The organism is Streptantibioticus cattleyicolor NRRL 8057 = DSM 46488 (genome assembly GCF_000240165.1).
Classification (GTDB): Bacteria; Actinomycetota; Actinomycetes; order Streptomycetales; family Streptomycetaceae; genus Streptantibioticus; species Streptantibioticus cattleyicolor.
Window position 1 is genome coordinate 1,369,795 of sequence record NC_017585.1, and the last position, 22,901, is coordinate 1,392,695.

Sequence of the window (22,901 nt, forward strand, 5' to 3'; positions counted from 1 at the left end):
CCTAGGCGCCCGTGGCAGCAGGTCTGCCGGTCCCCTGCCAGGGGCAACGACGCTGCCCCCGCGGGCCATCGGCGGTGTCCCCGGCCGTCAGGCGCCGCCGCGCTCCGCCTCCAGCCACGGCCCGAACTCGCCCTCCAGCACCAGGCGGCCCAGCTTGCGGTACTCCTGGAGCACCGCGGAGACGACCTGCCGCATGGTCACCGGACCGCCCGCCTCGGCGGCCAGGTAGGCGGCGGTCACGGCGCACGCGCGGATGGAGCCGCCGGACAGCTCGAAGCGCCCGGCGCACCACGCGAGGTCCAGGTCGCCGCCGCGCGGGATACGCGGCCCGAGGCAGCGGTCCCACAGCGCGAGCCGCTGCTCCTCGTCGGGCATGGTGAACTCTGCGATGACGTCGAGCCGCCGGATGAACGCCTCGTCGAGGTTGGCGCGCAGGTTGGTGGTGAGCACCGCGATCCCGTCGAAGGACTCCATGCGCTGGAGCAGGTAGGCCGACTCGACGTTGGCGTGGCGGTCGTGGGCGTCCTTCACCTCCGAGCGCCGCCCGAAGATGGCGTCGGCCTCGTCGAAGAGCAGCACCCCGTTGACCCGGGACGCCTCGGTGAAGATGCGTTCCAGGTTCTTCTCGGTCTCGCCGATGTACTTGTCCACCACGGTGGCCAGGTCCACCACGTACAACTCCATGCCCAGCGCCGCCGCGACGACCTCGGCCGACATCGTCTTGCCGGTGCCCGACCCGCCGGCGAAGAGCGCGGTCACCCCGCGGCCCCGGCCGCCGCCGGGCCGCATCCGCCAGTGACCGAGCACCTGGTCGCGGTGGCGGGCCCGCAGGACGAGTTCGCGCAGCCGTCGCGCGACGGGGGCGGGCAGCACGAGGTCGTCCCAGCCGACCGCCGGTTCGATCCGGCGGGCCAGCCGGTCGAGCCCCGCGGCGTTCTGCGCGCGCACCGCGGCCCGCAGGTCACCGGCGTCCATCGGGCGTCCCGATGCCGCCGCGGTCCGGGCGGCCAGGCCCGCGGCCCGTTCCATCTGCTCCTCGTCCAGCCGGTAGGTGGCGACGGCCTCGGTGAACTCCCCGTCGGCATCGGCGAGTCGGTGCGGGCCGCCCACGGCGTGGCTCAGCGCCCGCGCCCACCGCTCGGCGCGCTGCCGGGCGTCCGGCGGCGGCACCACCACGGACACCGGGCTCTGAGCCGCCCACGAGGGGTCCCACGCCAGGGTGCCGTGCACGACCAGCGGAAGACCGGCGAGCCCCGCGCACAACTCCCGCAGCGCACGGGCGCCTTCGGGACGCCGCGGATCGAGCCGGTCCAGCGGGCCGAGCACGACCCCGCCGCCGGTCAGCCGCGCCTCCCGGGCCAGCGCGCGCACCGGCGCCGCGCCCGGTTCCGTGGCGAGCGCGGCGGGCTCCACCACCAGCGGGGGCGCACCGCCCGCGGCCAGCGCGTCGACCGCCAGCCGCCCGGCGCCGCCGCCCTCGTCCAGCAGGTAGACCAGACCGCCGCCCAGGACCGCGGCGCGGACCCGCTGCGCCGGCTCGGACGCCTCCTCCGGGCCGGGCCGGACGCTCCGGAGCAGACCGTGCAGCGCGTCGTCGGCCGCGTCGTCGCCGAGCAGATGGGCGGTGACCCGGTCCGGCACCCGCAACCCCCGGGAGAGCAGCGGGCGTTCGGCCTCGGTGACCTCCAGCAGCCCGTGCGCGATCAGCGGGGCCCGCGCCGAGAAGCGGAACCGTCCGGCCCCCGCCCCCGGCAGCCCGCACAGCTCCAGGGCGAGCCCGATGGTCGGCCGGCCGCGGGTCAGGTCGTCGTTGAGGTAGCCGTAGAGCCGCTCGAAACGCGGGTCGAGGTCGGGCGCCATCGCCACCAGCAGGATCTCGACGTCCACCGGCGGCAGACCGAACGCGGCGGTGAGCCGGCCGAGCGCCGACCCGGGCGGGGCCGGCGGCGGTTCCCCCAGAGCCGTGCCGGGGTGGAACGCCGTCCCGGGCGCCGCCAGGATGCGGTCCACCTGCGCCGGGGTGAGGTACTGGCCGCGGTACGGGTCGTCCGGCTCCGGATCGGTGGCCCGCCGCTCGTCGACGGCCGTCCTGACGCGCTCTTCGACATGGCGCAGCCGGGTCCACAGGTGGTGCGGGTCCGTGGGCGGACCGGTCGGGGCGGCCTGCGTCCCGACGCTCACCGGGGCGCCCCGCCGCGTCGGCGCCGGCCCGGCGGCAGCGGGCGTTCCCGGGGCGCGGCGAAGCCGTCGCGGCGCGGTTCGGCGCCCTCGTACCGCAGCCTGCGGGCGGGGCCGGCCTCCGCCCGCGCGGCGGCGGACTCCGGCGCGGGAAGGTGGTCCTCGGTGCGCAGCAGCAGGCCGTCGGTGACCGCGGGCGCCGCGAGTTCCGGGTCGGTGGCCAGCGGCGCGACCACCCGCAGGTCGACCGAGGGCTTCATCTCGCCGCCGAGGGCCGACCACACGTCGGACACCGATGGGGCGCCCTCGCCGGGCCCCGCCGTCCGCAGCCCGACGGTCAGCCCCAGCCGGGCCAGCGTGCCGGTGAGCAGCCGCCCGGGCAGCGCGTCCGAGGCGACCAGGCAGCGCAACGCGGCCGACAGCAGCCGGTGTTCGTCCTGCGGGCGGTTGGTCCAGGCGGTCACCAGGTAGGCCAGCTCGAACCAGTGGGGCGTCGAACGCCGGGCGACCACCAGCCCGTCCGCGTCGTACTCCTCGGCCCAGCCGACCTGCCTGCGGGCGGCGTCCTCCCGGAGCGCGTAGAGGAAGACGCTGATCGTGGGGACGTTGCGGCGCGCGGCCCAGTCGCGGGTGGGCGGGTCGAAGACCAGCTCCACCCCGCCCTCCTGCACGCCGCCCTCGACCAGCAGCAGCCGCAGCGCCTCGTCGACCTCGTGGATCACCGGCGGTCCACCTCCCCGGGCGGGCCGATGCCGCCGGCGACCACCAGGAACGGCGTGGTCACCGGGGAGAACCCGGGGCCGTCGGCCGTGATCACGCGCGGTCCCGTCTGGTCCTTGGGCAGGATGAGCAACTGCCCGGCGAAGGTGCCGTCGGAGCCCGGGACCGTGGGCGCCGCCGCGGCCGTGATCCCCGGCAGCCAGGTGAACCGCACCGGCACGCCCGGCGGGAAGTCCCGGCCCCGCACCGAGGTGACGAACCCGGGCTTGCCGATCGGCGGCACCGCGACGATGCGCGGCTGGAGGACGCGCAGCACGGTGGCGGCCACGTTGTCGCGCGGGTCGGCGTCGCTGCCGGTGGTGGTCAGCCGCGCGGTGATCACCACCCGCGTGGCCGCCTTCGGCGCGAGCACCACCTGCACCACCGACCGCCCCGACGGGGCCAGGTCACCCAGGTCGCACTGCGTGGCCGAACAGCCGGCCGGCAACGGCCCGGCGGGGATCCCCGGGGGCAGCCCCAGCGCCAGCCGCAGCCCCGTGGCGGGCGACCGCCCCCCGTTGCGCACCGTGTACGTCACGGTGACGTGCCCGCCGACGTACCCGGGGTCGGGCTGCGCGCCCACGGTCACCCCGGGGCCGGCCGGGGGCGGGGGCGGCGGCGGTGACGGCGTGGGCGGCGGGGACGGGGTCGGGGTCGGCGGTGCGGGCGCCACCGGCACGTCGGTCCGCGCGGCGTTGTCGCCGGGGGCCGGGTCGACCACCGTGCCGCCGACGGACCACTCGAAGCGCTGGTCGCCCGGTTGTGTGCCCTCGACGACCACGGTGATCCGGACGGTGCCGCCGGGTGGCAGCAGGCCGAGGTCGCAGCGGAGCGCCGTGATGTCGCACCGGCCGGCCGTGGTGGTGGCCCCGGTGATCCGGGCGCCGGACGGCACCGACACGGTGAGCGCGGTCCCGGGTGAGGGCGACGGGCCGTGGTTGGTGACGGTGACGGTGACGGCGGTGCCGGAGCCGACGGTCACCCGTGGCGTGGTGGCCGGGGCGCTCAGCGACAGGTCGACCGTGGCCCGCAGAGCCGGCTCCTTCTGCCGTCCCGGCAGCCGGTCGCCGACGGGGGTGAGCCGTCCGGTGCCGACGTCGTAGACCGACAGCTCCTCCGGCGAGTTCGGCGGCAGGGCGCGGCGCGAGCTGAGCACCAGCTGCGATCCGTCCGCGGACCAGGCGACGTCGCGGGGCTGGAACGGTCCGGTGGCGGAGGTGTCCGGCAACTCCCGGCGGCAGGCGTCGCGTTGACCGCTCAGGCCGGCGGGGAGGACCACCTGGCAGTCCGCTCCGGTGGGCGAGGTGACCAGGACGCCGTCGCGCTCGTTCACCTGGCCGTCGCCGCCCTTGCGGTTGAAGGCGATGTCGCGGCCGTCGGGGGAGAAGGCGGGGCTGTCGTCGATCACCGCGCAGTCGCCGGGGCAGATCGCGCGGCTCAGGTCGCTCTGCCGGTCGAGCGCGTCGGCGGGCACCGTCCAGATGTGTTTGTTGCCGCCGTTGCCGTAGACGGTCTCGGTCCTGGTGAAGGCGATCAGCTTGCCGTCCGGGGACCAGGCGGGCTGCGCGTCGGAGGCGCCCGGCCGGCCTGCGGGGGGCTCGATGGTGCCGGTGATCGCGCCGGTGGCGACGTCCGCGATCAGGACGCGTCCCGGCCCGGAGGCGCCGCCGACCCCGCCGGGGGAGGTCCGGGTGAACGCGATGCGGCGGCCGTCGGGGGAGAAGGCCGGATCGGTGTCCCAGTCGCGCGGCCCCCGCCCGGCGAGGTTCATCGGACGGGCCTGCCCGCCGTCGGCGTCGGCCAGCCAGACGCGTTCGACGCGCCCGGCCGGCGCGTCCTCGAAGCGGGTCACCACCACCTGCCGCCCGTCCGGGGTGTAGCTCTGCCGCTCGGTCCACGGGTCGTATCCGGGGCGGGGGTTGAACAACGGGTCGGCGGCGGGGTCGGTGACGGTGTCGGCGGCCGGGTCCTCCCGCAGGATGCTCAGGCCCAGGTCGCGCGGGTCCACCCCGTCGGGCCGGATGTCCTCCAGATCGGCCACGTTGGGCGCGGCGGCGCTGGTCTGGGCCACGATCAGCGCGCCGCACGGGCAGGTGGCGCCGGTCAGCCACGCCGGCCTGGTGACCGCGCGGTCCGCGGAGTACATCAGGCCGACCGAGTCGGTGGCGCCCGGCGGGGCCTTGAAGACCTTGGGGACGGGGGTGTCGTCCGCCCCGCCGGGGCTGAGGAAGAGCAGGTTGCCGCCGTCCGGCAGCCACGTCGGCGCGCTGGTGTGCCAGTCGCCCAGGGGGCCGGTGAACACCGGCCGGTCGCCGCCCTGCGGGGTGATGATCCGCAGCCGTGGCCCGGTCTGCCCGCCCTGCTGCCAGGTGTAGGCGATCAGGTCGCGGTGCGCGTCGTCGTTCACCGGGTTCCACGCGGGGTCCACGGCGTCGCCGGCCGTCACGTCGGTGATCCGCCGGGAGCCGCTGCCGTCGAGCCGCTGGAGGTAGATCTGGGTGTGCTGCGGATCGGCGTCGCAGACGTAGGCGATCCACTGCCCGTCGGGGGAGACGGTGGGCTGCGTCTCGTTCGCCCAGGTGTCGGTGAGCCTGCGCAGCCCGGTGCCGTCGGTGCCCACCAGCCACAGGTCGCGCTGGGTGGCCCCGTTCCGGCCGCCGGGTTCGACGGCGTCGAAGACCACGGTCCTGCCGTCCGGGGTCAGTTGCGGATCGGCGGTGTCCATGCCGGTGGTGAGCTGGTGCACCGCGCCGGCCGTGTCGCGCAGGTACACCTGGGGTTTCGCCTCGTCCCGCAGGCTGGTGAAGACGAGTTGGGCGCCGCGTGCCGAGGGCTCCTGGTCGAAGTGGACGGGGCCGGCGCCGAAGAGCGGGTCGGACGTCTTCGTGCCGGTGACCTTCGCGAGGCCGAGGTGCTTGGTGCCGGCGAACAGGATCCGCTCGGCGGCGGCCGTCGCCCGCGGTGCCCGCACGTCCCCGGGGCGGCCGTCGGACCGCCAGGTGCCGAGCACCACCAGCGCGCTCACCATCGACAGCAGCGCGACGCCGACGAAGGCCCGTCGCGCCGCCCGCGGTCGGGACCGGGGAGTGCCGCTCACGCTCAACCTCGCAGACCGGAAGGGCCTGGGCCCTGTCGTCACAACCTCGCCCCTCCCGCGACGTCGGCCCGCCCGCCTGTCGGCGCGGTCGCGGACCGGTCACCAGCCTGACGCTCCCCGCCCGCCCGGCCCAGACCCGCGCATACCCCAACCGGGGGTAGACACCGGTGCCCGGGAGGGCAACCGGCACCGGCTTCCCCCGGCCACGGCACCGGACGGGCCGGGGCGCACCGCCCCGTCCGGCACCGCGGCACGACCCCGCGTCAGATCAGACCGTGCCGCATCGCGTACCCCACCGCGTGGGCCCGGTTGCGCAGGCCCAGCCTGGTGGCTATCTCGTGCAGCACGTTCTTCACGGTGCGCTCCGAGTACGAGGTCCGCGCCGCGATCTCACTGGTGTCCAGGCCGTCGGCGACCAGGCGGAGCATCTCCGCCTCCCGGGCCGTCAGCGTCGACAGGGTCAGCCCGCGCGGATCGAGCATCGTCCGCTGGAGGTTGCCGACCCGGTCCAGCAACTTGCCCAGCAGATCACCCGGCATCACCCCCTCCCCGTTGGCCAGCGCGGTGACCAGGCGGACCAGCCGGTCCTGATCGGCCTCCGAACGACGCATCACCGCCGCCACCCCGCACTCGATCACCGTTTGCAGCCCGCCGGTCTCGAACTGCCCCACCACCAGTCCGAGTCGGCTGGAGGTGCTGCGGTGCAGCCTGCGCAGGACGCCGACCACGGTGTCGTTGAGCCGGTCGACCACCATCAAGGAGACCTCCGCCTTCCCGCCCTCGTCCTCGGTGAGCAGCTCCACCTCCGGCCGGTGCCGTAACTGCTGGACGACGCCGGAGTGCAGGATGATGTCCTCCGCGTACACCGCGACCGCCACCCTGCCCGGCCCGGCGTCCCGGCCGTCCCGCCCGGGGGAGACCGGCGCCCAGTCGCGGCCGTACTGCGGCGGCAGCGCCTCGGCCTGGATCATGTCAGTAGACGTCATCGACCATCCGATCTGTGCGTGCAAACGTGCCATCGACGAACCGTGCTCCGTGCTCACCGGGGCTCCGGGACCGGACGCCCCGGGGACCGGCGGCCCCCGGTCGCGCCCCGGTCGTCCCCGGCCGTGCCACGGGGGCAGGGCGCGTGCCCGCGCGCTGCCCCCCCGTCTCTACGCGGCCCCCGGGGCCGCCCCTTACCGTCGGGGTGTGACCGCATCTGCCGAACTCGGCCTCCCCGCGCTGACGGTGTCGCCCGGGAGCGAGGCGACCACGGACCTGACCGTGCGCAACGAGACCGACATCGTCGAGGCGTACACCTTCGAGGTGGTCGGCGACTGCGCGGCGTGGACCACGGTCGAGCCCGCCCGCATCTCCCTGTACCCGGGGACGTCCCGGACGGTGACGGTGCGCCTCGCACCGCCGCGCTCCCCGGACGTGCGCGCCGGCGAGGTTCCGCTGGGCATCAAGGTGCTGCCCGCCGAACACCCCGACCTGGTCTCCGTGCCCGAGACCACGGTCACCGTCACACCCTTCCGGGAACTGCGCGCGGAGCTGGCGCCCCGGCGCCGCCGCGGCTGGCTGCGCGCCCGCTACCGCACCTCGGTACGGAACGCGGGGAACGCCGAGGCCGGGATCACCCTCGTCCCCGGCCAGGCCGGCGAGGAGTTGCGCTTCGCGTTCCAGCCGGCCGCGCCCCGGCTCGCCCCCGGCGAATCCGTGGACGTGCGTACCAAGGTCCGCACCGGCAAGCCGATCTGGTTCGGCAAGCCGGTCACCTGGCCGTTCCGGATCACCGTGGGCCACGGCGGCGGGCCGGAGGACGGCGAGGCGGAACGGACCGGCCAGGAGGAGGTGCTGGAGGGCGAGTTCCTCCAACTGTCCATCTTCCCCAAGTGGTTGCTGGCGCTGCTGGCCGCGATCATCGCGCTGCTCCTCGCCTGGTTCGCCCTCGTGCGGCCCGCGGTGCAGAGCTCCGCCAAGCAGGCCGCGGCGGAGGCGGTCGGCAAGAAGGCGGCGGCGCTCGGCCTGGACGGCACCGGGCAGCACACCGGTGCCGCCGGCGGCGCGTCCGGCCAGGGCACACCGGGCACCGGAGCGCAGCCGGCCCCCGGGGGCGGCACGGGCGGCACCGGCGGCGGACCCGGCGGCACCGGGCCGGGGCTGGCCGAGCCCGGCACCGGCCGGCAGAGCTCGACCACCATCGACGTACGCACCGGCGGCGGGGGCGCCAACGTGGGCGTCTACCGGGTGCCGGCGGGCAAGGTCTTCGCCATCACCGACATCGTCGCCGCCAACTTCCAGGGCGACCAGGGCCTGCTGACCATCAAGTTCGGCGACCAGACCATCACCACCATCGCCCTGGAGACCTTCCGCAACCAGGACTACCACTGGGTCACCCCGATCGAGGTCCCGGAGAAGCAGACCGTGTCGGCGAGTGTGACGTGCCAGAAGCCCGGCACCCCCGCCTCCGGCGAGCAGGCCTCCGAATGCCACGAACTCCTCAACGTCAGCGGCGAGTTGAGCACCCTGCGGCGCTGACCCGCCCCGCGTCCCACCGGCGGCCACCGCCGGCCACGCCGTGCCACGGGCGGGGTCGGTACGCCCGGCCACCACGGCCCGCCATCCCGTACCCCGGCCCCTCCGGCCCACCCCGCCGGTGCTCACCCGGGCGCCCCCGTGCCCCCGCACGGAACACCCGACGGGCCCGGACCGGCCCGCCCCATACCCTTCAAGCCCACCCCGCCCCTGGTGCCGCCCGGTGACGCGACCCGAACGGCCGCTCACGCCAAGGGAAGAATCGACGCCGGGCCTCCCCGGCGTCAACGGGGCCCGGGCGTGGCGCGGCCCACGTCCCGGGCCCGCCCCCGCACGGTGCCCGCGCGGTGCGCCCCGACTGCCCCCACGGGGAAGGAAACCATGTCCCCGCGACGGCTGCCGGCCACCCGGACCCCGTTGGTACCGTGCCCCATGCGCGCGCCGGGGACCGGCCCGCGCGTTCCAGGCGGCCGGTACCGGTGCCGAAGCGGCGACGGAAGGGGTCCACACCACCATGCGCGCTCAGCAACCGGCCCGCCGCACCCCGGACAGCGACACCCCCGCCCGGGCCGACCGGCCGGCCCGTGGCCGTGCCCCGGCACCGCTCGCCGGCGCCGCCCGCTCCGGCCGCCCGCCCGGCTCCCTGCGCGCCCTGCAACGCACCATGGGCAACAAGGCGGTGGCCCGCCTCGTCGAGGACGAACTGCGGCCGCGCGCCGACGTCGGCGACGGCGGACCGGCCGTGCAGCGCTCCTCGGTGCACCAGGTGCTGCGTTCCTCCGGACGGCCGCTGGACGCGTCCACCCGCGCGGAGATGGAGTCCCGCCTGGGCGCCGACTTCTCCGACGTACGGCTGCACACCGGCAGCGCGGCCCGGGAATCCGCCGCGCGGATCGGCGCCCGCGCCTACACCAGCGGCAACCACGTCGTACTCGGCGAGGGCGGCGGCGACCACCACACCCTCGCCCACGAACTCACCCACGTCATCCAGCAGCGCAAGGGCCCCGTCGCCGGCACCGACAACGGCGACGGCCTGCGCCTGTCCGACCCCTCCGACCGCTACGAACGCGAAGCGGAGGCCAACGCCACCCGGGCCATGGCCGCCCCCCTGGACACCGGCGCCGCGCCGTCCGGACCCGGCACCACGGCACAACGCGCCACCGACGGGGCCGCCGTCCAGCGGATGCCCAAACGCACCAAGGACGACGCGGGCATCAAGGGCGACAGCCCGCCGCCCCGGCGCGCCACCCGGTCCAGCACCAAGGAGTACGACCTCGACAAGCCCGTGCTGGAATTCGAGTCGTCCTACGACGGCCCCGCGAGCCAACGCCTCCACACCGAGCAGAGCATCGGGTTCCAGCAGGTCGCCCGGTTGAGGAACCCGGCCGGCGCCCCGCTGGCGGTGGCCACCAACTACCACTTCTGGCAGGAGGTGACCGACTCCAACGTGCAGATCGTCGAGGAGGACGGGCTCGACAACGACCAGGCGTCCTCCCGGGGTTGGGCGCAGGACGGCCCGTACCACCCGCCCTACAACAACCCCGTCATCACCAACAGCCAGAACAGCATCGAGTTCAACGACAACCCCGGCTTCTCCACCTCGGAGAGGTTGTCCTCCGGATACTGGCTGAAGCGCTACTCGATCTCCTTCCGCTGGAAGGTCGCCAGGAACAACGGCGCCTGGAACCGCAACGTCCCCTGCTGGACCAGCCCCGTCGTCACCCACACCCTCAGCTCCACCCTCGACCCGGAGCACCCGGACGAGCCGGTGCCGATCACCGCCAACGCCGCGGGCGACCGCACCTGGACCGTGGACCTGTCGGGGCTGGGCACCCAGTAGGACGGAGGCGGGTGGCGGCGCACGGCTTGCCCGACGGGGCTCCCCGGCCCACCATGGACGGCATGTGCCGTCTTTTCGGGATGAGCAGCGCACCACACCGGGTACACGCGGTCTTCTGGCTGCTGGAGGCGCCGGACAGCCTGCGGGTGCAGAGCCGCCGGGACCCCGACGGCACCGGGCTGGGCTTCTTCGACGCCGACGGGCGCCCCCAGGTGCACAAGGCACCGATCGCCGCCTACCGGGACCGGGCCTTCGCCCAGGAAGCACGGCACGTGGAGTCCGCCACCTTCGTGGCCCACGTCCGGTACGCCTCCACCGGCGGCCTGGAGGACCGCAACACCCACCCCTTCACGCAGCACGGCCGCCTCTTCGCGCACAACGGCGTCATCGAGGGCCTGGACCGGCTCGACGCGCGGCTCGGTGACGCCCTGCACACCCTGGTGCACGGCGACACCGACTCCGAGCGCTTCTTCGCCCTCATCTCCCGGGAGGCGGAGGCCAACGGCGGCGACGTGGGCGCCGCCATCACCACGGCGGCCACCTGGATCGCCGACAACCTGCCGGTCTTCGCGCTCAACCTGGTGCTCATCACCCCCGGCGAACTATGGGCGCTGCGCTACCCCGAGACCCACGAGCTGTACGTGCTGGAACGCCCGCCCGGCGGCCAGCACGGCGCCCGCCACCTGGAGCAGCACGGCCGCCGCGGCCGGCTGCGGGTCCGCAGCGAGGACATGGACACCCTGCCCGCCGTCGTCGTCGCCAGCGAACGCCTCGACGACAACCCGCGCTGGCGCCCGCTGGCCCCGGGCGAACTGCTGCACGCCGGGCCGGGCCAGGAGGTGACCTCGCGGATCGCCCTGGCCCGGCCGCCCGCCCATCCGCTCACCCTCGCCGACCTGCGGCCCGAGGCCGCCGCGTCCCAGAAGGCGGCCTGATCGCACCACCCCGGGCCCGGCCCGGTACCCTGCCGGCCATGACGGAGTGGCGGATCCGGCCGGCCTCCGGCGCGGACGCCGAGGCGGTGGCCGAGGTGCGGGCCGTGGTGCTGCGCGCGGATCTGGAACGGCTCGGACGGTACGACGAGCGGCGGGTACGGCAGCGGCTGCGGGACGGGTTCGCCCCGGAACACACCTGGGTGATCGAGACGGGCGGCGCGTTCGCCGGCTGCGTGGCGCTGCGCCCGGCCGAGGACGCCCACTGGCTGGAGCACTTCTACCTCGCCCCGCGTCTGCACGGCAACGGCATCGGCACGGCCGTGCTGCGTAGTCTGCTGGCCCGGTGCGACCGCGACGCCACCGTCGTCCGGCTCAACGTCCTGCGCGGCAGCCCGGCCCGGCGGCTGTACGAGCGGCACGGCTTCGCCCTGGAGACCGAGGACCCGGTGGACGTCTTCATGGTCCGCGAGCCGGCCCCGCCCGTAGGCGGCTGACGCCCTCCGGAACCCGGCCCCCGAGACGGGCGATGAGGCGGACCTCGCGATGGGTCGCGGGGACGGTGGATGTCGCGGGCATGTTCTGACGCATCGTCAGTTGTGTTCGGTGGCAGCGGAACGGGGGATCGCCGCACTGTCAGGGTTCCTTGACGGCGCCCTTCATGTCAGGGCATCCTGACGGCATGAGTGCTGAGGACTCACCGGCCGCCGAACTGGCCGTCCAGGTCACCAACAAGGACCCCGCCATCGGGTTGCAGGCGGTCGTCGCGCTGCGGCGCCTGCTGGAGGAACTGGAACGCCTGCACGTGGACAACGCCCGCGACCAGGGCTGGACATGGCAGAGCATCGCGACGGCGCTGCGGGTGAGCAGGCAGTCCGTCCACGAGAAGCACGCCGGCCGGCGCAAAGCCACGGGCAAGGAGGACTGACCACCGTGTTCGACCGATTCACCGAACTCGCCAAGCGGGCCGTAGTGGCCTCGCAGGACGCGGCGCTGTCCATGGGCCACGACTTCATCGGCACCGAGCACCTGCTGCTCGGCCTGGCTCAGACCGCGGGGACGGCGGGCGAAGTCCTGCGCGAAGAGGGTCTGGAGCCGGCACGGGCGTGCGCGGAGACGATCCGGCTGCTGGAAGACGCCGGGGTGGCCGCGACCGGCGGCAAGCCGGCCAGGGACGCCCTCGCCTCGATCGGCATCGACCTCGCCGAGATCCAGCGCCGGGCCGACGACGCCTTCGGCCCCGGTGCCTTCCAGTTCCCCCGGCCCGCCTACACGGCGCACGCCAAGAAGGCGCTGGAGCTGACCGTCCGGGAGGCGACCGCCCTCGGGCGGGAGCACTTCGACACCGAAGACATGCTGCTCGGCATCCTCGCGGAGGGTGAGGGCGTCGCGATCAAGGTCCTCGCGGCCCTTCACATCGACCCCGCCGCCCTGCGCCGGTCGGTCCTCGACCGCGTCGGGTCCGGCGCCTCGTAGGCCGTTCCGGTCAGCCGCCGCAACGGTTCCCCGGTGCCGCCGTGCCGCCTTCCCGGCCACGTCGGCTCCGGTGACCGGTGACGCATCTTGCATGGTCATGCGTAATCATGCATACTCTTCCCATGTCTAAGGTCCTTACGTCCCTTCCCGTCGGCGAACGCGTCGGTATCGCCTTCTCCGGCGGCCTCGACACCTCGGTCGCGGTCGCGTGGATGCGCGACAAGGGCGCCGTCCCGTGCACGTACACCGCTGACATCGGTCAGTACGACGAGCCGGACATCGCCTCGGTGCCCGGCCGCGCCAAGACCTACGGCGCCGAGATCGCGCGCCTGGTCGACTGCCGCGCGGCGCTGGTGGAGGAGGGTCTGGCCGCCCTCACCTGCGGCGCCTTCCACATCCGCACGGGCGGGCGCACCTACTTCAACACCACGCCGCTCGGCCGCGCCGTCACCGGCACCCTCCTGGTCCGCGCGATGCTCGAGGACGACGTACAGATCTGGGGCGACGGCTCGACGTTCAAGGGCAACGACATCGAGCGCTTCTACCGGTACGGCCTGCTCGCCAACCCGCACCTGCGGATCTACAAGCCGTGGCTGGACGCCGACTTCGTGACCGAACTGGGCGGTCGCAAGGAGATGTCGGAGTGGCTGGTCGCCCACGGCCTGCCCTACCGGGACAGCACGGAGAAGGCGTACTCCACCGACGCCAACATCTGGGGCGCCACCCACGAGGCCAAGACGCTGGAGCACCTCGAGAACGGCGTGGAGACCGTGGAGCCGATCATGGGCGTGCGGTTCTGGGACCCCTCGGTGGAGATCGCCACCGAGGACGTGACGATCGCCTTCGACCAGGGCCGCCCGGTGACGATCAACGGCAAGGAGTTCGCCTCCCCGGTCGACCTGGTGATGGAGGCCAACGCCATCGGCGGCCGGCACGGCATGGGGATGTCCGACCAGATCGAGAACCGCATCATCGAGGCCAAGAGCCGCGGCATCTACGAGGCGCCCGGCATGGCCCTGCTGCACGCGGCCTACGAGCGCCTGGTCAACGCGATCCACAACGAGGACACCCTCGCCCACTACCACACCGAGGGGCGGCGCCTCGGCCGGCTGATGTACGAGGGCCGCTGGCTCGACCCGCAGGCGCTGATGGTGCGCGAGTCGCTCCAGCGCTGGGTCGGCGCCGCCGTCACCGGCGAGGTGACGCTGCGGCTGCGGCGCGGCGAGGACTACTCCATCCTCGACACCACCGGGCCGGCGTTCAGCTACCACCCGGACAAGCTCTCCATGGAGCGCACCGAGGACTCCGCGTTCGGCCCCGTCGACCGGATCGGCCAGCTCACCATGCGCAACCTCGACATCGCCGACTCGCGCGCCAAGCTGGAGCAGTACGCCGGGCTCGGCCTCATCGGCACCGCCAACCCCGCCATCGGGGCCGACCAGGCCGCCGCCACCGGGCTCATCGGCAGCATGCCCGAGGGCGGCGCCGAGGCCATCGCCTCCCGCGGCGAGGTCTCCGAGGACGAGATGCTGGACCGCGCCGCGATGGAATCCGGCACGGACTGACCGGTCCCGCCGGACCAGGCACGCACCACCGGCCCCGGCCGTGGACGACCGCGCTAGGGTGCCACGGTGATCGTGATACCGGAGGCCTTCGCGCGGAGCACCGTCGAGCGCGAGGGGGAGCCGGGGGCCGACTGGCTCGCCGCGCTCCCCGGGATCGTGGAGACACTGCTGGACCGCTGGGGGTGCGTGCCCGACGGCGACATGACGCACGGCGGCGTCGGCATCGTCGTCCCGGTGCGCCGGGCCGGGGTCGGCGCCGTGCTCAAGGTGTCGTTCCCGCACCCCGGCAACGTCCACGAACCGGAGGCGTTCGCGGTGTGGGACGGACACGGAGCCGTCCTGCTGCACGAGCGCGCCGACGCCGACTTCGCCATGCTGCTGGAGCGGGCCCACCCGTCGACCCTGGCGGAGGTCGCGGACGGCGACGAGGTGGTCACCACCGCCGCCCGGATCAGCCGCCGGCTCGCCGTCCCGGCGCCCCACGGCCTGCCCCGGCTACGGGACCGGGCCGGCGCCTGGGAGGAGCAACTGCGCAAGGACGCCGGGGAGTTGGCACACACCATGCCGCGCCGCGTGGTGGACGCCGCGCTGGCGACGGTACGCGAACTCGGCGCCGTCCAGCCCGACACCCTGGTCCACGGCGATCTCCACCCCGGGAACATCCTGCGGGCCGACCGCGAGCCGTGGCTGGCGGTCGACCCCAAGGGGTACGCGGGCGACCCCGCCTACGACGGCGGCACCCTGCTGAAGTCCCGCGCGCCGACCTTCCTCGGGGCGGACGACCCCCGCCGGGCCGCCCGCCGCGTCGTCGACGTCTTCGCCGAGGCCGCCGGGCTCGACCGGGTACGCGTGCGGCGCTGGGCCCAACTCCACGCCGTCCAGGCCGCGTTCTGGGGCCGCCGCCACGGCTTCCGCGTCACCCGCGGCGGAGCCTGGCTGGACACGCTCACCGAGTTCGCCGACCGCCTCGCGGAGACGCTCACCGAACCCGCCCGGCGATCCTGAGCAGCCGCGCCCCCGGCGGTCAGCCGGCCGCTGCCGCCGGGTTCGAGGCGACGCCGGCCATGCGCTCGTCGTAACCGGTGACCGGGTCGACGACCCGGCCGGCGGCCCACCAGTTCTCCCGGGCCGTTTCCAGGATCATCATCATCACGTCCTCCTCCGGAACGCCGGCCAGCTCCCGCAAGTTGGCGACGATCGCCCGGAACAGCTCGTCCTTCACCTCGGGGGTGCGCTGGTTCAAGTGCAGCGCGATGAACATGGCGCGTTCACCGCGCGGCAGGCCGAAGACAACCGGCTGGATGACGAAGTTGTCGGGCGTGACCTCGTGGAACACGTGGAACTGGTCGTCCTGGGGGATCTTCAGGACATCCACCATGGCCGTGTGGATGGCCGTGGAGACATCGCGGCGGTACTCGGGTGTGGTGCCCTGGCGCAGACTGATGGTGATCAGCGGCATGACGGTTCTCCTGGTGCGGGGTGTCTTCGGCGGAGGGGCCGGAACGGCGGGTCGCCCGTTCACGTCCGCCACGCTACGAACGGGTGGGGGCATTCGGCCAGCGAATGCTCGGCATGCCGGATATGCTGTTCGCTCATGGACATCACGGTGGCCGGAATGCGGGTGCTGCGCGAGGTGGCCGAACGCGGCACCTTCACGGCCGCCGCCCGGGCCCTCGGCTACACCCAGTCGGCCGTCTCCCGGCAGGTGGCCGCGCTCGAACAGGCCACCGGCGCCCGCCTCTTCGACCGCCACCCCGGCGGCGTACGGCTGACCGGCGCGGGCCGCGCGCTGCTGCGCCACGCCGTCGTCGCCCTGGACGCCCTCGACGCGGCCGACCGGGAACTGCGCGGCGCCGGCGCCGAGACGGGCCGCGTCCGCCTCGGCTGCTTCCCCACCGCCGGAGCGGTCGTCGTCGCCCGCGCCCTGGCCACGCTGCGCCGCGACCACCCCCGCCTCCAGGTGACCACCCGTGAGGCGACCACCCCCCAACTCGTCCGCGCGCTGCGCGCCGGCACCATCGACCTCGCCCTGCTGTCCTCCCGGCCCCCGCACCGCTCACCCGACACCGACGACCCGCCGCTGCACGTCGAACCGTTGGTGGAAACCCACCTCGCGGTCGCGGTGGCGGCCGACGGCACGTTCGCCGGGCGCACCCGCGTCGCCGTCGAAGAGATCGTCGGCGAACCGTGGATCGCCGGCCCGGCCGGCGCGGACGAACCCCTGCTCGGCGTCTGGCCCGGCCTGCCCGGACGACCCAAGGTCCACCACACCGCCCGCGACTGGCTGACCAAACTCCACCTCGTCGCCGCCGGGGCCGGCATCACGACAGCCCCACCCGTCCTGCTCCCCGCCGTCCCGCCCGGCATCCACTTCGTCGAGGTCGACGGTGTCGCGGAGGAGATCCGCCGCGTCAACCTCGTCCGCCTCCCCGGCCCCCTCCCCGGCCCCTCCCAAGCCCTGGTGCACGCCCTCCGCCACCAAGCCGCCGCCCTCGCCGACGGCCCGGGGTGAGCGTGCGGGCGTCCGGAGGGAGAATGACTCCCGGCCCGGTGTGGATCCGGGTGGCGGGACGGCGACGTGGAGGGGCTTACGGTGGCGGTCGCGGGGCGAGGCGGTGCGGGTGGGAAGCGGGTTCCCTTGCTGCTGGCGGTGGCGGCGGTCGCTTACGGGATCGACCTGGGCAGCAAGATGTGGGTGGTCGGTCATCTGGAGCACCGCGCACCGGTCGAGGTGATCGGTAGCTGGCTCGAACTGGACGTGACGCGCAACTCCGGGGCGGCGTTCAGTTTCGGTGCGGCGGTGACGATCGTCTTCACGGTGATCGCCGCCGCCGTCGCGGTGGCGATCTTCCGGCTGGCGCGGAAGTTGTACAGCGTCCCGTGGGCGATCGCGCTCGGCCTGCTCCTGGGCGGCGCGTTGGGCAACCTGACGGATCGTCTGTTCCGTGCGCCCGGGGATTTTCAGGGGGCGGTGGTCGACTTCATCGCCGTCCGCGGGTTCAGCGTCATGAACCTCGCGGACTGGGCGATCGTCTGCGGTGGCGTCCTGATCGTCGTCCTCTCCTTCTGCCGGCTGGAACTCGACGGCACCCGCAGCGCCCCCGGCGACCGCGACACCGCGCGGGAAGCCACACGCACGGGGGACCAGGCACCGCACGGCGGGGCGTGACCGGCCGGGCCCGCCCGCGCTGCGCGTCCTGTCGGCCGAGGAGCCCTGAAGCAGGGGGAGTTGGGGAAAGCGGCCGACTTCGACGGAACCGGTCCCTCCGGGGCCGGGGTGCCCGCATGCTGGTGCCTTACATCCATCGAGGAGGCCCCGTGCTCGTCCGCTCCCTGCTCGCCACCGTGACCACCGTCGCGCTCGCCGCCTGCGGCATGGCCGTCGCCACCGGCACCGCCGACGCCGCCACCACCACGGCCTCGGCGACCACGTTCACCGTGCCCGCCGGCGTCACCCACGCCACCGTGTCGCTCGGCACGGCACACGCCACCGTCACCAGATCCCCGGCCACCGCGCAGACCGGCGTCACCTGCACGCTGACCGTCAACACCCCCATACACACCAGCACCATCGTCTACGGCTCGGCGAGCATCGGCTGCACGGCACCGGTCTCCCAGCTCACCATGAGCGCCAACCTCTACAAGAACGGCGCGCTCGCCGTCGCCGGCGACCTCATGGAGACGTGGTCCTCCGGCAGCCTGTCCGCCAACGCGTACACGCCGTACGCGCCCGGCACCTACCAGACCGGTGCCCAGGGCACCGTCACCTACCCGGCCGGATACACGCCCCCCACCGGCACCATGCCGCTGACCTACAGCCCCAAGGCACTCCTCTGACCGGCACGGACGTCCGGGCCCCGGGTTCCGCCACGGCCGACGTGGCGGGAACCGGGGGCCCTTTGACTTCTTCGCCACTGTCGGGCGTATCGGTGCCGTTCCTAGGCTTTCGCACGTCAACCCACGACGAGAAGGCCGAACGACGTGATGGACAACAGCAACGAGCATAACGACGTCACCCGGCGCATGGTGCTGGGCCGCGGTGCCTCGATCGCCGTGGCCGGCGCGGTGACCGCGCTCACCACGGGTGCGGTGGCCGCCCCCGCCGCACGGGCCGCGACGCCGGGCCCACGCCCCGACGCGCTGCCTTCTTCGGTGGCCGGGGTGCCCATCCCGGACAGCCGGCTCGCCCGGGAAGCCGTGGCGTTCGCCCGGGGCGCCGCCCCCGAGGTGCTCTTCAACCACGTCATGCGGACGTATGTCTTCGGTGCCCTGGTCTTCGACCGGCGTGGGGTGCGCTACGACCGGGAGCTGGTCTTCGTCGCCTCCGTGCTGCACGATCTCGGACTGGTCGAGTCGTTCCAGACCCCGACCGAGCGTTTCGAGGTCGACGGTGCCGACGCCGCGCAGCGTTTCCTGCTGCGGCACCGGATGTCCGCCGACCGGGCGGCGCTGGTGTGGGACGCGATCGCGCTGCACACCAGCGTCGGGATCGCCACCCGGAAGAGGCCGGAGATCGCCATGGTGTCCGTCGGCTCCGGCCTCGACTTCAGCGGCAACGGCCTCCAGCAGATCCCGTCCGACGTCCTTGAGGAGGTGCTGACCGCCTTCCCCCGGGAGGGATTCAAGGAGGACGCGGTCGACCGCATCCTCTCCCTGTGCCGCACCAAACCCATGGCGGAGCTGATGCATCCCTTCGTCGAGGTCGGCCGACGCCACATCCCCGGTTTCCCGGTGCCCACCGTGGAAGACATGCTCCTCGCCGCGCCGTTCGACAGCTGACCGGCACCGGGTCGTGCGGGGGCGCGTCAGCCTTGCGCCGTCAGCCCGTGGCGGTCGAGTAGTAGACGGACCCCATGAGCTGGTCGGTCTCGGCGGTCAGATCGAGGTCGGCGGCCAACTCCCCGCGGGCCACGGCGCGTTCCGGTGGAAGACGGGGCATCGCCCTGCTCGACGGCTGGAAGGACCTGTGCCTGCCCGTGCTGCGCCTGCTCGAACCGGTCCTGAGCCCCGGCGCCCTCGTCATCGCCGACGACGTCGACCAGGGCGAGGGCGCCCCGCGACCGTACCTCGACCACGTACGCGACCCCGCGAACGGCTACCGGAACGTGACCTTCCCCGTCGGGGACGGCATGGAGATCAGCTGTCGCCTGTGAGTCGGACCTCCCCGTCTCCGTCACCGGTGGCGTGCGCCCGCCGACGTGCGCGGTAGGCCCGCAGGTTGGCCGCGTTACCGCAGGTCTTCACGTCGTGCCAGACGCCGCTGTTGTTACGGGAACGGTCGTAGAAGCCGACGCGGCAGCGTGGATTGCGACAGGTCTTCAACCGCCGCCAGGTATCGCCCAGTTGGGCCTCGAAGGCGGCGCCCAGGACGAGGGCGGCGAGGCGGTGCCAGCCGGTGCCGCGTGGTTCGAGGCGCACCACGCCGTCGTCACCGAGCTGGAGGGAGGCGGCCGTCGAGTGCAGGACGGCGGCGGGCCCCGGACCGTCCTCGCCGGAGGGCGGCCCCTGCGCGACGAGCTGGTGCAGGTCGTCGCGGAAGGCCCGCAACTCCTCCAGCCCGTCGGCGTCGAGCACGACCCCGCGCGGCTGCCGTCCGGTGACCGCCGACCACCGGGCCAGGGCCTGGTCCGCCCATGCCCGCGCGGCCTCCGGCGAGGCGAGCAGATCGGGCTCACGGGGGGCGCCCGCCGCCACGGTGTTGAGGAGGTCCTGGACGAGGCCGAGGCGTCCGGGGGCCGGATCCAGCCCGTAGCGGCCGGTGGCCGGCCAGTCCGAGGCCGTCATGGCGCATGCACCTCCCACGTGGGCCCGGGCCCGTCCGGTACCGGCCGCGCCCGCATCGCACGGCGAAGTGACCGGGCATCTGTCGGTGGACCGCTCGTCAGTGATCGCGGCCGATGGATCTCCGCTGTTGGCGACGGAGGTTCCGGCGAAGCCGTCGAATCCCAGGGTAGCAGCGGGTAAGGGCCGAAGGATGGTCGGTTGCTTCGCCGGGTGATGCGGCCCAACGGTGGTGTCCGGTCAGCCGGCCGGCGTCAGGTGTTCGCGGAACCAGTCCAGCGCCGCGGTGGACGCCTTGTCGAACTCGGTGGTGTACGGGTCGAAGTGGCCGCCGGGGATCAGCGCCAGGCGCTTGGGTTCCCGTGCCTTCTCGTAGGCCTCCAGGGCCAGGTCGGTGAGGGTGACGGTGTCGTCGCGGGCGACGACCATGAGCAGCGGGGTGGGGGAGACCCGCGGGACCCACACGCCGGGTTCGTACATGCGGGCGGCGCGGGTGGAGCGGACGGTGACCTCGTTGCGCCACCCGTCCCGCGGCGGCCACCGCAGGTGGAAGTCGATGGCCTCCCGGGTCCGGTACGAGGCCGGTGTCTTCGGGTCGTCGCCGACCAGGGCCTGCCGGCGGGCCGGTTCGCCCCGCAGCCGGGCCCTTTCGTCCTCGTCCAGCGCGGCCTCCAGGGCGGCCGTGCCCTCCGGCGGGACGCGTCGCAGGCCCTGCTGGTATCCGCTGATGGTGGGCACCTGGGCGACCACTGCCTTCAGGCGCCGGTCGGTCGCCCCGAGCACGACGGCGTGGCCGCCGGCGTAGCTGGTGCCCCACAGCCCGATGCGGTCGGCGTCGGCCTCCGGGCGGCTCTCCAGGTAGGAGACGGCGCGCCGCCAGTCGGCGATCTGCTGCCAGGGGTCGATGTCCTGGCGTTCGTCCCCCTCCCCGTCGGCGGCGCCGAACCCGCGGTGGTCGTGGGTGAGGACGACGAACCCGGCCCGGGCGAACGCCTCGGCGAACGGGAGCAGGCCGTGGTGGATCGTCCCGCCGTAGCCGTGCGCCATCGTGATCGCGGGACGGGGTGCGTCGTCCGGGGCCGCGTCCGGCGGCAGGTGGAGGATGCCGCGCAGGGTCGCCCCCCGGTCGGCGGGGAACGCGACGTGCTCGGTGCGCACGGGTGCCTTCGGTGCGTGGTCGGCCATGGTGACCATCCTTGGTGGGAACGCGTACCGCGCGGTCAGCCGGCGGGGTGGAAGTGGACGGGGGCGACGACGCCGGCCAGCCGCCGGCCCAACTCGGCGGAGAAGGCGAGCAGTCCGTCCAGCGGGCGGTGTTGTATCACCGCCCGGACGATACGGCCGTCGTCGCCGGTGGTGAGGATCGTGCAGCCGGACAGGGCGACCCCGCCGAGCGCGGTGGCCTCCCATTCGAGGTAGCGGCGCGTCCCGCTCGCCGTCTCGTGCGTGAACACCAACGACTCGTAGATGCCGCTGGCCGCGCCCATCACCCGGGCGACGTCCTCCCGCCCGGTGACCGGCACACGCAGCCCCGATGCCTCCAGCACCACGTCCTCGGCGAAGGCGGCGGCGAACGCCTCGGGGTCCTGGGCCGCGAACGCCTCGGTCCACGGCTGGACGGCGACCCCGTCCTCGGTGTTCCCGCCCCGCTGCTGCGCACTCATGGAAACCGGCTCCTCTCCCGCCCGCGCCGATCGCGGGCTCGGCTGTATGCCATCAACATAACCATAGCGTGATGGCCTCTGTGAGGTGTGTGCATTTACTCCAAGCGAACCGTGCCCGTCGAGGCTTCCGCGACATACCCTATAATCGTTTACAGATTTCGCTCTGTCGGAGGAGGACACCATGACCACCCCCAAGTCCCTGGCGTACTCGACCCTCGTCGTGGCGGGGGCGCCGCGTGCCGGGGGCAGCGTCTGCCGGACGGCCGCCCGATCGTCTCGTCGCCGGTGACCAGCACCCTGATCCACGGTGAACGGGACGCGGCGCTCGTCGACCCGCCCTTCACCCACGACCAGATCGCCGAGGTCGGCGACTGGATCGAGGCGTCCGGCAAGCGGCTGCGGTACGTCTACGTCACCCACGGCCACGGCGACCACTGGTTCGGCACCGGCGAGCTGCTCAAGCGGTTCCCCGGCGCCACGGTGTACGCCACCGAAGGCACCATCACGGTCATGCGGGAGCAGGCCACCACGGGGCGCGCACAGCTGTGGGACAAGCAGTGGCCCGGCCTGATCCCCGACAGCCCGGTGCTCGCCGAGCCGGTCCCGGCGGACGGGTTCGAGCTGGAGGGCGACGTGCTGCGGGCGGTGGAGACCGGGCACACCGACACCGACCACACCACCGTGCTGCACGTGCCCTCCACCGGCCTCGTGATCGCCGGCGACGTCGCCTACAACGGCGTCCACCAGTACTTCCTCGAAGGCGCGGACGGCGGGCTGGACGCCCTCGACCAGGTCGAGGCGCTCGACCCGACGGCCGTCGTGGCCGGCCACAAGAACACGGCACTGCCCGACTCCCCGGCCGTCCTCGACCAGACCCGGCGATACCTCCGTGACGTCGCCGAGCTGCTCGACACCTGCTCCAACGCCCGTGACTTCTTCGACGAGATGCTCCGCCGCCACCCCGACCGGCTCAACCCCGGCCCGGTCTGGTACGGGGCCGTCGCCCTGCTCGGCGAGTGACGCGCGCCCCGGACGCAGTCGGAGGTGACGGCCGCCACTCCCGCTATTTCTAACCAATGGTTACTAACT

General features: G+C 74.0%; 21 protein-coding genes and 1 pseudogene. 14 read left to right on the forward strand and 8 right to left on the reverse strand.

The window, feature by feature from the left end; all coding sequences use genetic code 11:
- Positions 1-87 precede the first annotated feature (87 nt).
- From SCATT_RS33825 to SCATT_RS33840, 4 genes are all read right to left on the reverse strand, one after another.
- Positions 88-2,181: an ATP-binding protein gene (locus tag SCATT_RS33825; RefSeq protein WP_014150833.1), complete on the reverse strand. Its 2,094-nt coding sequence runs from the start codon at positions 2,179-2,181 to the stop codon at positions 88-90.
- Positions 2,178-2,900, reverse strand: a complete 723-nt coding sequence (locus tag SCATT_RS33830; RefSeq protein ID WP_014150832.1) for a DUF4255 domain-containing protein — start codon at positions 2,898-2,900, stop codon at positions 2,178-2,180. Before SCATT_RS33830 ends, SCATT_RS33825 begins: the two co-directional genes overlap by 4 nt.
- Entirely contained in the window at positions 2,897-6,034 is a 3,138-nt protein-coding gene (locus tag SCATT_RS33835; protein ID WP_014150831.1) for a DUF11 domain-containing protein, read from the reverse strand. The genes SCATT_RS33830 and SCATT_RS33835 overlap by 4 nt, the downstream gene beginning before the upstream one ends.
- A gap of 263 nt (positions 6,035-6,297) precedes the next feature.
- Positions 6,298-7,020 carry a helix-turn-helix transcriptional regulator gene (locus SCATT_RS33840; protein ID WP_014150830.1) on the reverse strand — a complete coding sequence of 241 codons (723 nt, stop codon included), beginning with the start codon at positions 7,018-7,020 and terminating at the stop codon, positions 6,298-6,300.
- 205 nt (positions 7,021-7,225) lie between these two features.
- On the opposite strand from SCATT_RS33840, the gene SCATT_RS33845 reads away from it, so the two are divergent.
- The 8 genes from SCATT_RS33845 to SCATT_RS33880 all read left to right on the forward strand — a co-directional run bounded on the left by SCATT_RS33845 (position 7,226) and on the right by SCATT_RS33880 (position 15,372).
- Positions 7,226-8,557 carry a COG1470 family protein gene (locus SCATT_RS33845; protein WP_014150829.1) on the forward strand — a complete coding sequence of 444 codons (1,332 nt, stop codon included), beginning with the start codon at positions 7,226-7,228 and terminating at the stop codon, positions 8,555-8,557.
- Between the two features lie 511 nt (positions 8,558-9,068).
- Positions 9,069-10,394, forward strand: a complete 1,326-nt coding sequence (locus SCATT_RS33850) for an eCIS core domain-containing protein (RefSeq protein WP_014150827.1) — start codon at positions 9,069-9,071, stop codon at positions 10,392-10,394.
- A gap of 62 nt (positions 10,395-10,456) precedes the next feature.
- Entirely contained in the window at positions 10,457-11,329 is an 873-nt protein-coding gene (locus tag SCATT_RS33855) for a class II glutamine amidotransferase (RefSeq protein WP_041823854.1), read from the forward strand.
- A 38-nt stretch (positions 11,330-11,367) separates the two neighbouring features.
- Entirely contained in the window at positions 11,368-11,823 is a 456-nt protein-coding gene (locus tag SCATT_RS33860) for a GNAT family N-acetyltransferase (protein ID WP_014150825.1), read from the forward strand.
- 185 nt (positions 11,824-12,008) lie between these two features.
- Positions 12,009-12,254 (forward strand): hypothetical protein, encoded by a 246-nt coding sequence (locus tag SCATT_RS33865; RefSeq protein WP_014150824.1) that lies wholly within the window; start codon positions 12,009-12,011, stop codon positions 12,252-12,254.
- Positions 12,255-12,259: 5 nt separating this feature from the next.
- On the forward strand, positions 12,260-12,802 hold the full coding sequence (locus SCATT_RS33870; protein ID WP_014627058.1) for a Clp protease N-terminal domain-containing protein: 543 nt from the start codon (positions 12,260-12,262) through the stop codon (positions 12,800-12,802).
- 122 nt (positions 12,803-12,924) lie between these two features.
- Positions 12,925-14,367 carry an argininosuccinate synthase gene (gene argG, locus SCATT_RS33875; RefSeq protein ID WP_014150822.1) on the forward strand — a complete coding sequence of 481 codons (1,443 nt, stop codon included), beginning with the start codon at positions 12,925-12,927 and terminating at the stop codon, positions 14,365-14,367.
- A gap of 66 nt (positions 14,368-14,433) precedes the next feature.
- The gene (locus SCATT_RS33880) at positions 14,434-15,372 is read left to right on the forward strand and encodes an aminoglycoside phosphotransferase family protein (RefSeq protein ID WP_014150821.1); all 939 of its coding nucleotides are present in this window, start codon (positions 14,434-14,436) and stop codon (positions 15,370-15,372) included.
- A gap of 19 nt (positions 15,373-15,391) precedes the next feature.
- Here SCATT_RS33880 and SCATT_RS33885 read toward each other — a convergent pair whose 3' ends face one another.
- Positions 15,392-15,826, reverse strand: coding sequence for a tautomerase family protein (locus SCATT_RS33885; protein ID WP_014150820.1), 435 nt, complete (start codon positions 15,824-15,826; stop codon positions 15,392-15,394).
- 135 nt (positions 15,827-15,961) lie between these two features.
- On the opposite strand from SCATT_RS33885, the gene SCATT_RS33890 reads away from it, so the two are divergent.
- From SCATT_RS33890 to SCATT_RS33910, 5 genes and pseudogenes are all read left to right on the forward strand, one after another.
- A complete protein-coding gene (locus SCATT_RS33890) occupies positions 15,962-16,879 on the forward strand; it encodes a LysR family transcriptional regulator (RefSeq protein ID WP_014150819.1) in 918 nt (305 codons plus the stop codon).
- 81 nt (positions 16,880-16,960) lie between these two features.
- Positions 16,961-17,536, forward strand: coding sequence for a signal peptidase II (lspA, locus tag SCATT_RS33895; protein ID WP_407696542.1), 576 nt, complete (start codon positions 16,961-16,963; stop codon positions 17,534-17,536).
- A 149-nt stretch (positions 17,537-17,685) separates the two neighbouring features.
- Complete coding sequence (locus tag SCATT_RS33900) at positions 17,686-18,204, forward strand: hypothetical protein (RefSeq protein ID WP_014150817.1); 519 nt, start codon at positions 17,686-17,688, stop codon at positions 18,202-18,204.
- Between the two features lie 147 nt (positions 18,205-18,351).
- On the forward strand, positions 18,352-19,146 hold the full coding sequence (locus tag SCATT_RS33905; protein ID WP_014150816.1) for an HD domain-containing protein: 795 nt from the start codon (positions 18,352-18,354) through the stop codon (positions 19,144-19,146).
- A 161-nt stretch (positions 19,147-19,307) separates the two neighbouring features.
- A pseudogene (locus SCATT_RS33910) lies at positions 19,308-19,520 on the forward strand (methyltransferase); the annotation flags it as partial.
- Here SCATT_RS33910 and SCATT_RS33915 read toward each other — a convergent pair.
- The 3 genes from SCATT_RS33915 to SCATT_RS33925 all read right to left on the reverse strand — a co-directional run bounded on the left by SCATT_RS33915 (position 19,504) and on the right by SCATT_RS33925 (position 21,812).
- Positions 19,504-20,151, reverse strand: a complete 648-nt coding sequence (locus SCATT_RS33915; RefSeq protein ID WP_014150814.1) for a CGNR zinc finger domain-containing protein — start codon at positions 20,149-20,151, stop codon at positions 19,504-19,506. The pseudogene SCATT_RS33910 and the gene SCATT_RS33915 sit on opposite strands and share 17 nt — an antisense overlap.
- Before the next feature lie 237 nt (positions 20,152-20,388).
- Positions 20,389-21,333, reverse strand: coding sequence for an alpha/beta hydrolase (locus SCATT_RS33920; protein ID WP_014150813.1), 945 nt, complete (start codon positions 21,331-21,333; stop codon positions 20,389-20,391).
- A 35-nt stretch (positions 21,334-21,368) separates the two neighbouring features.
- Positions 21,369-21,812 carry a nuclear transport factor 2 family protein gene (locus SCATT_RS33925; RefSeq protein WP_014150812.1) on the reverse strand — a complete coding sequence of 148 codons (444 nt, stop codon included), beginning with the start codon at positions 21,810-21,812 and terminating at the stop codon, positions 21,369-21,371.
- A gap of 285 nt (positions 21,813-22,097) precedes the next feature.
- On the opposite strand from SCATT_RS33925, the gene SCATT_RS33930 reads away from it, so the two are divergent.
- Entirely contained in the window at positions 22,098-22,832 is a 735-nt protein-coding gene (locus SCATT_RS33930) for an MBL fold metallo-hydrolase (RefSeq protein ID WP_014150811.1), read from the forward strand.
- Positions 22,833-22,901 lie beyond the last annotated feature (69 nt).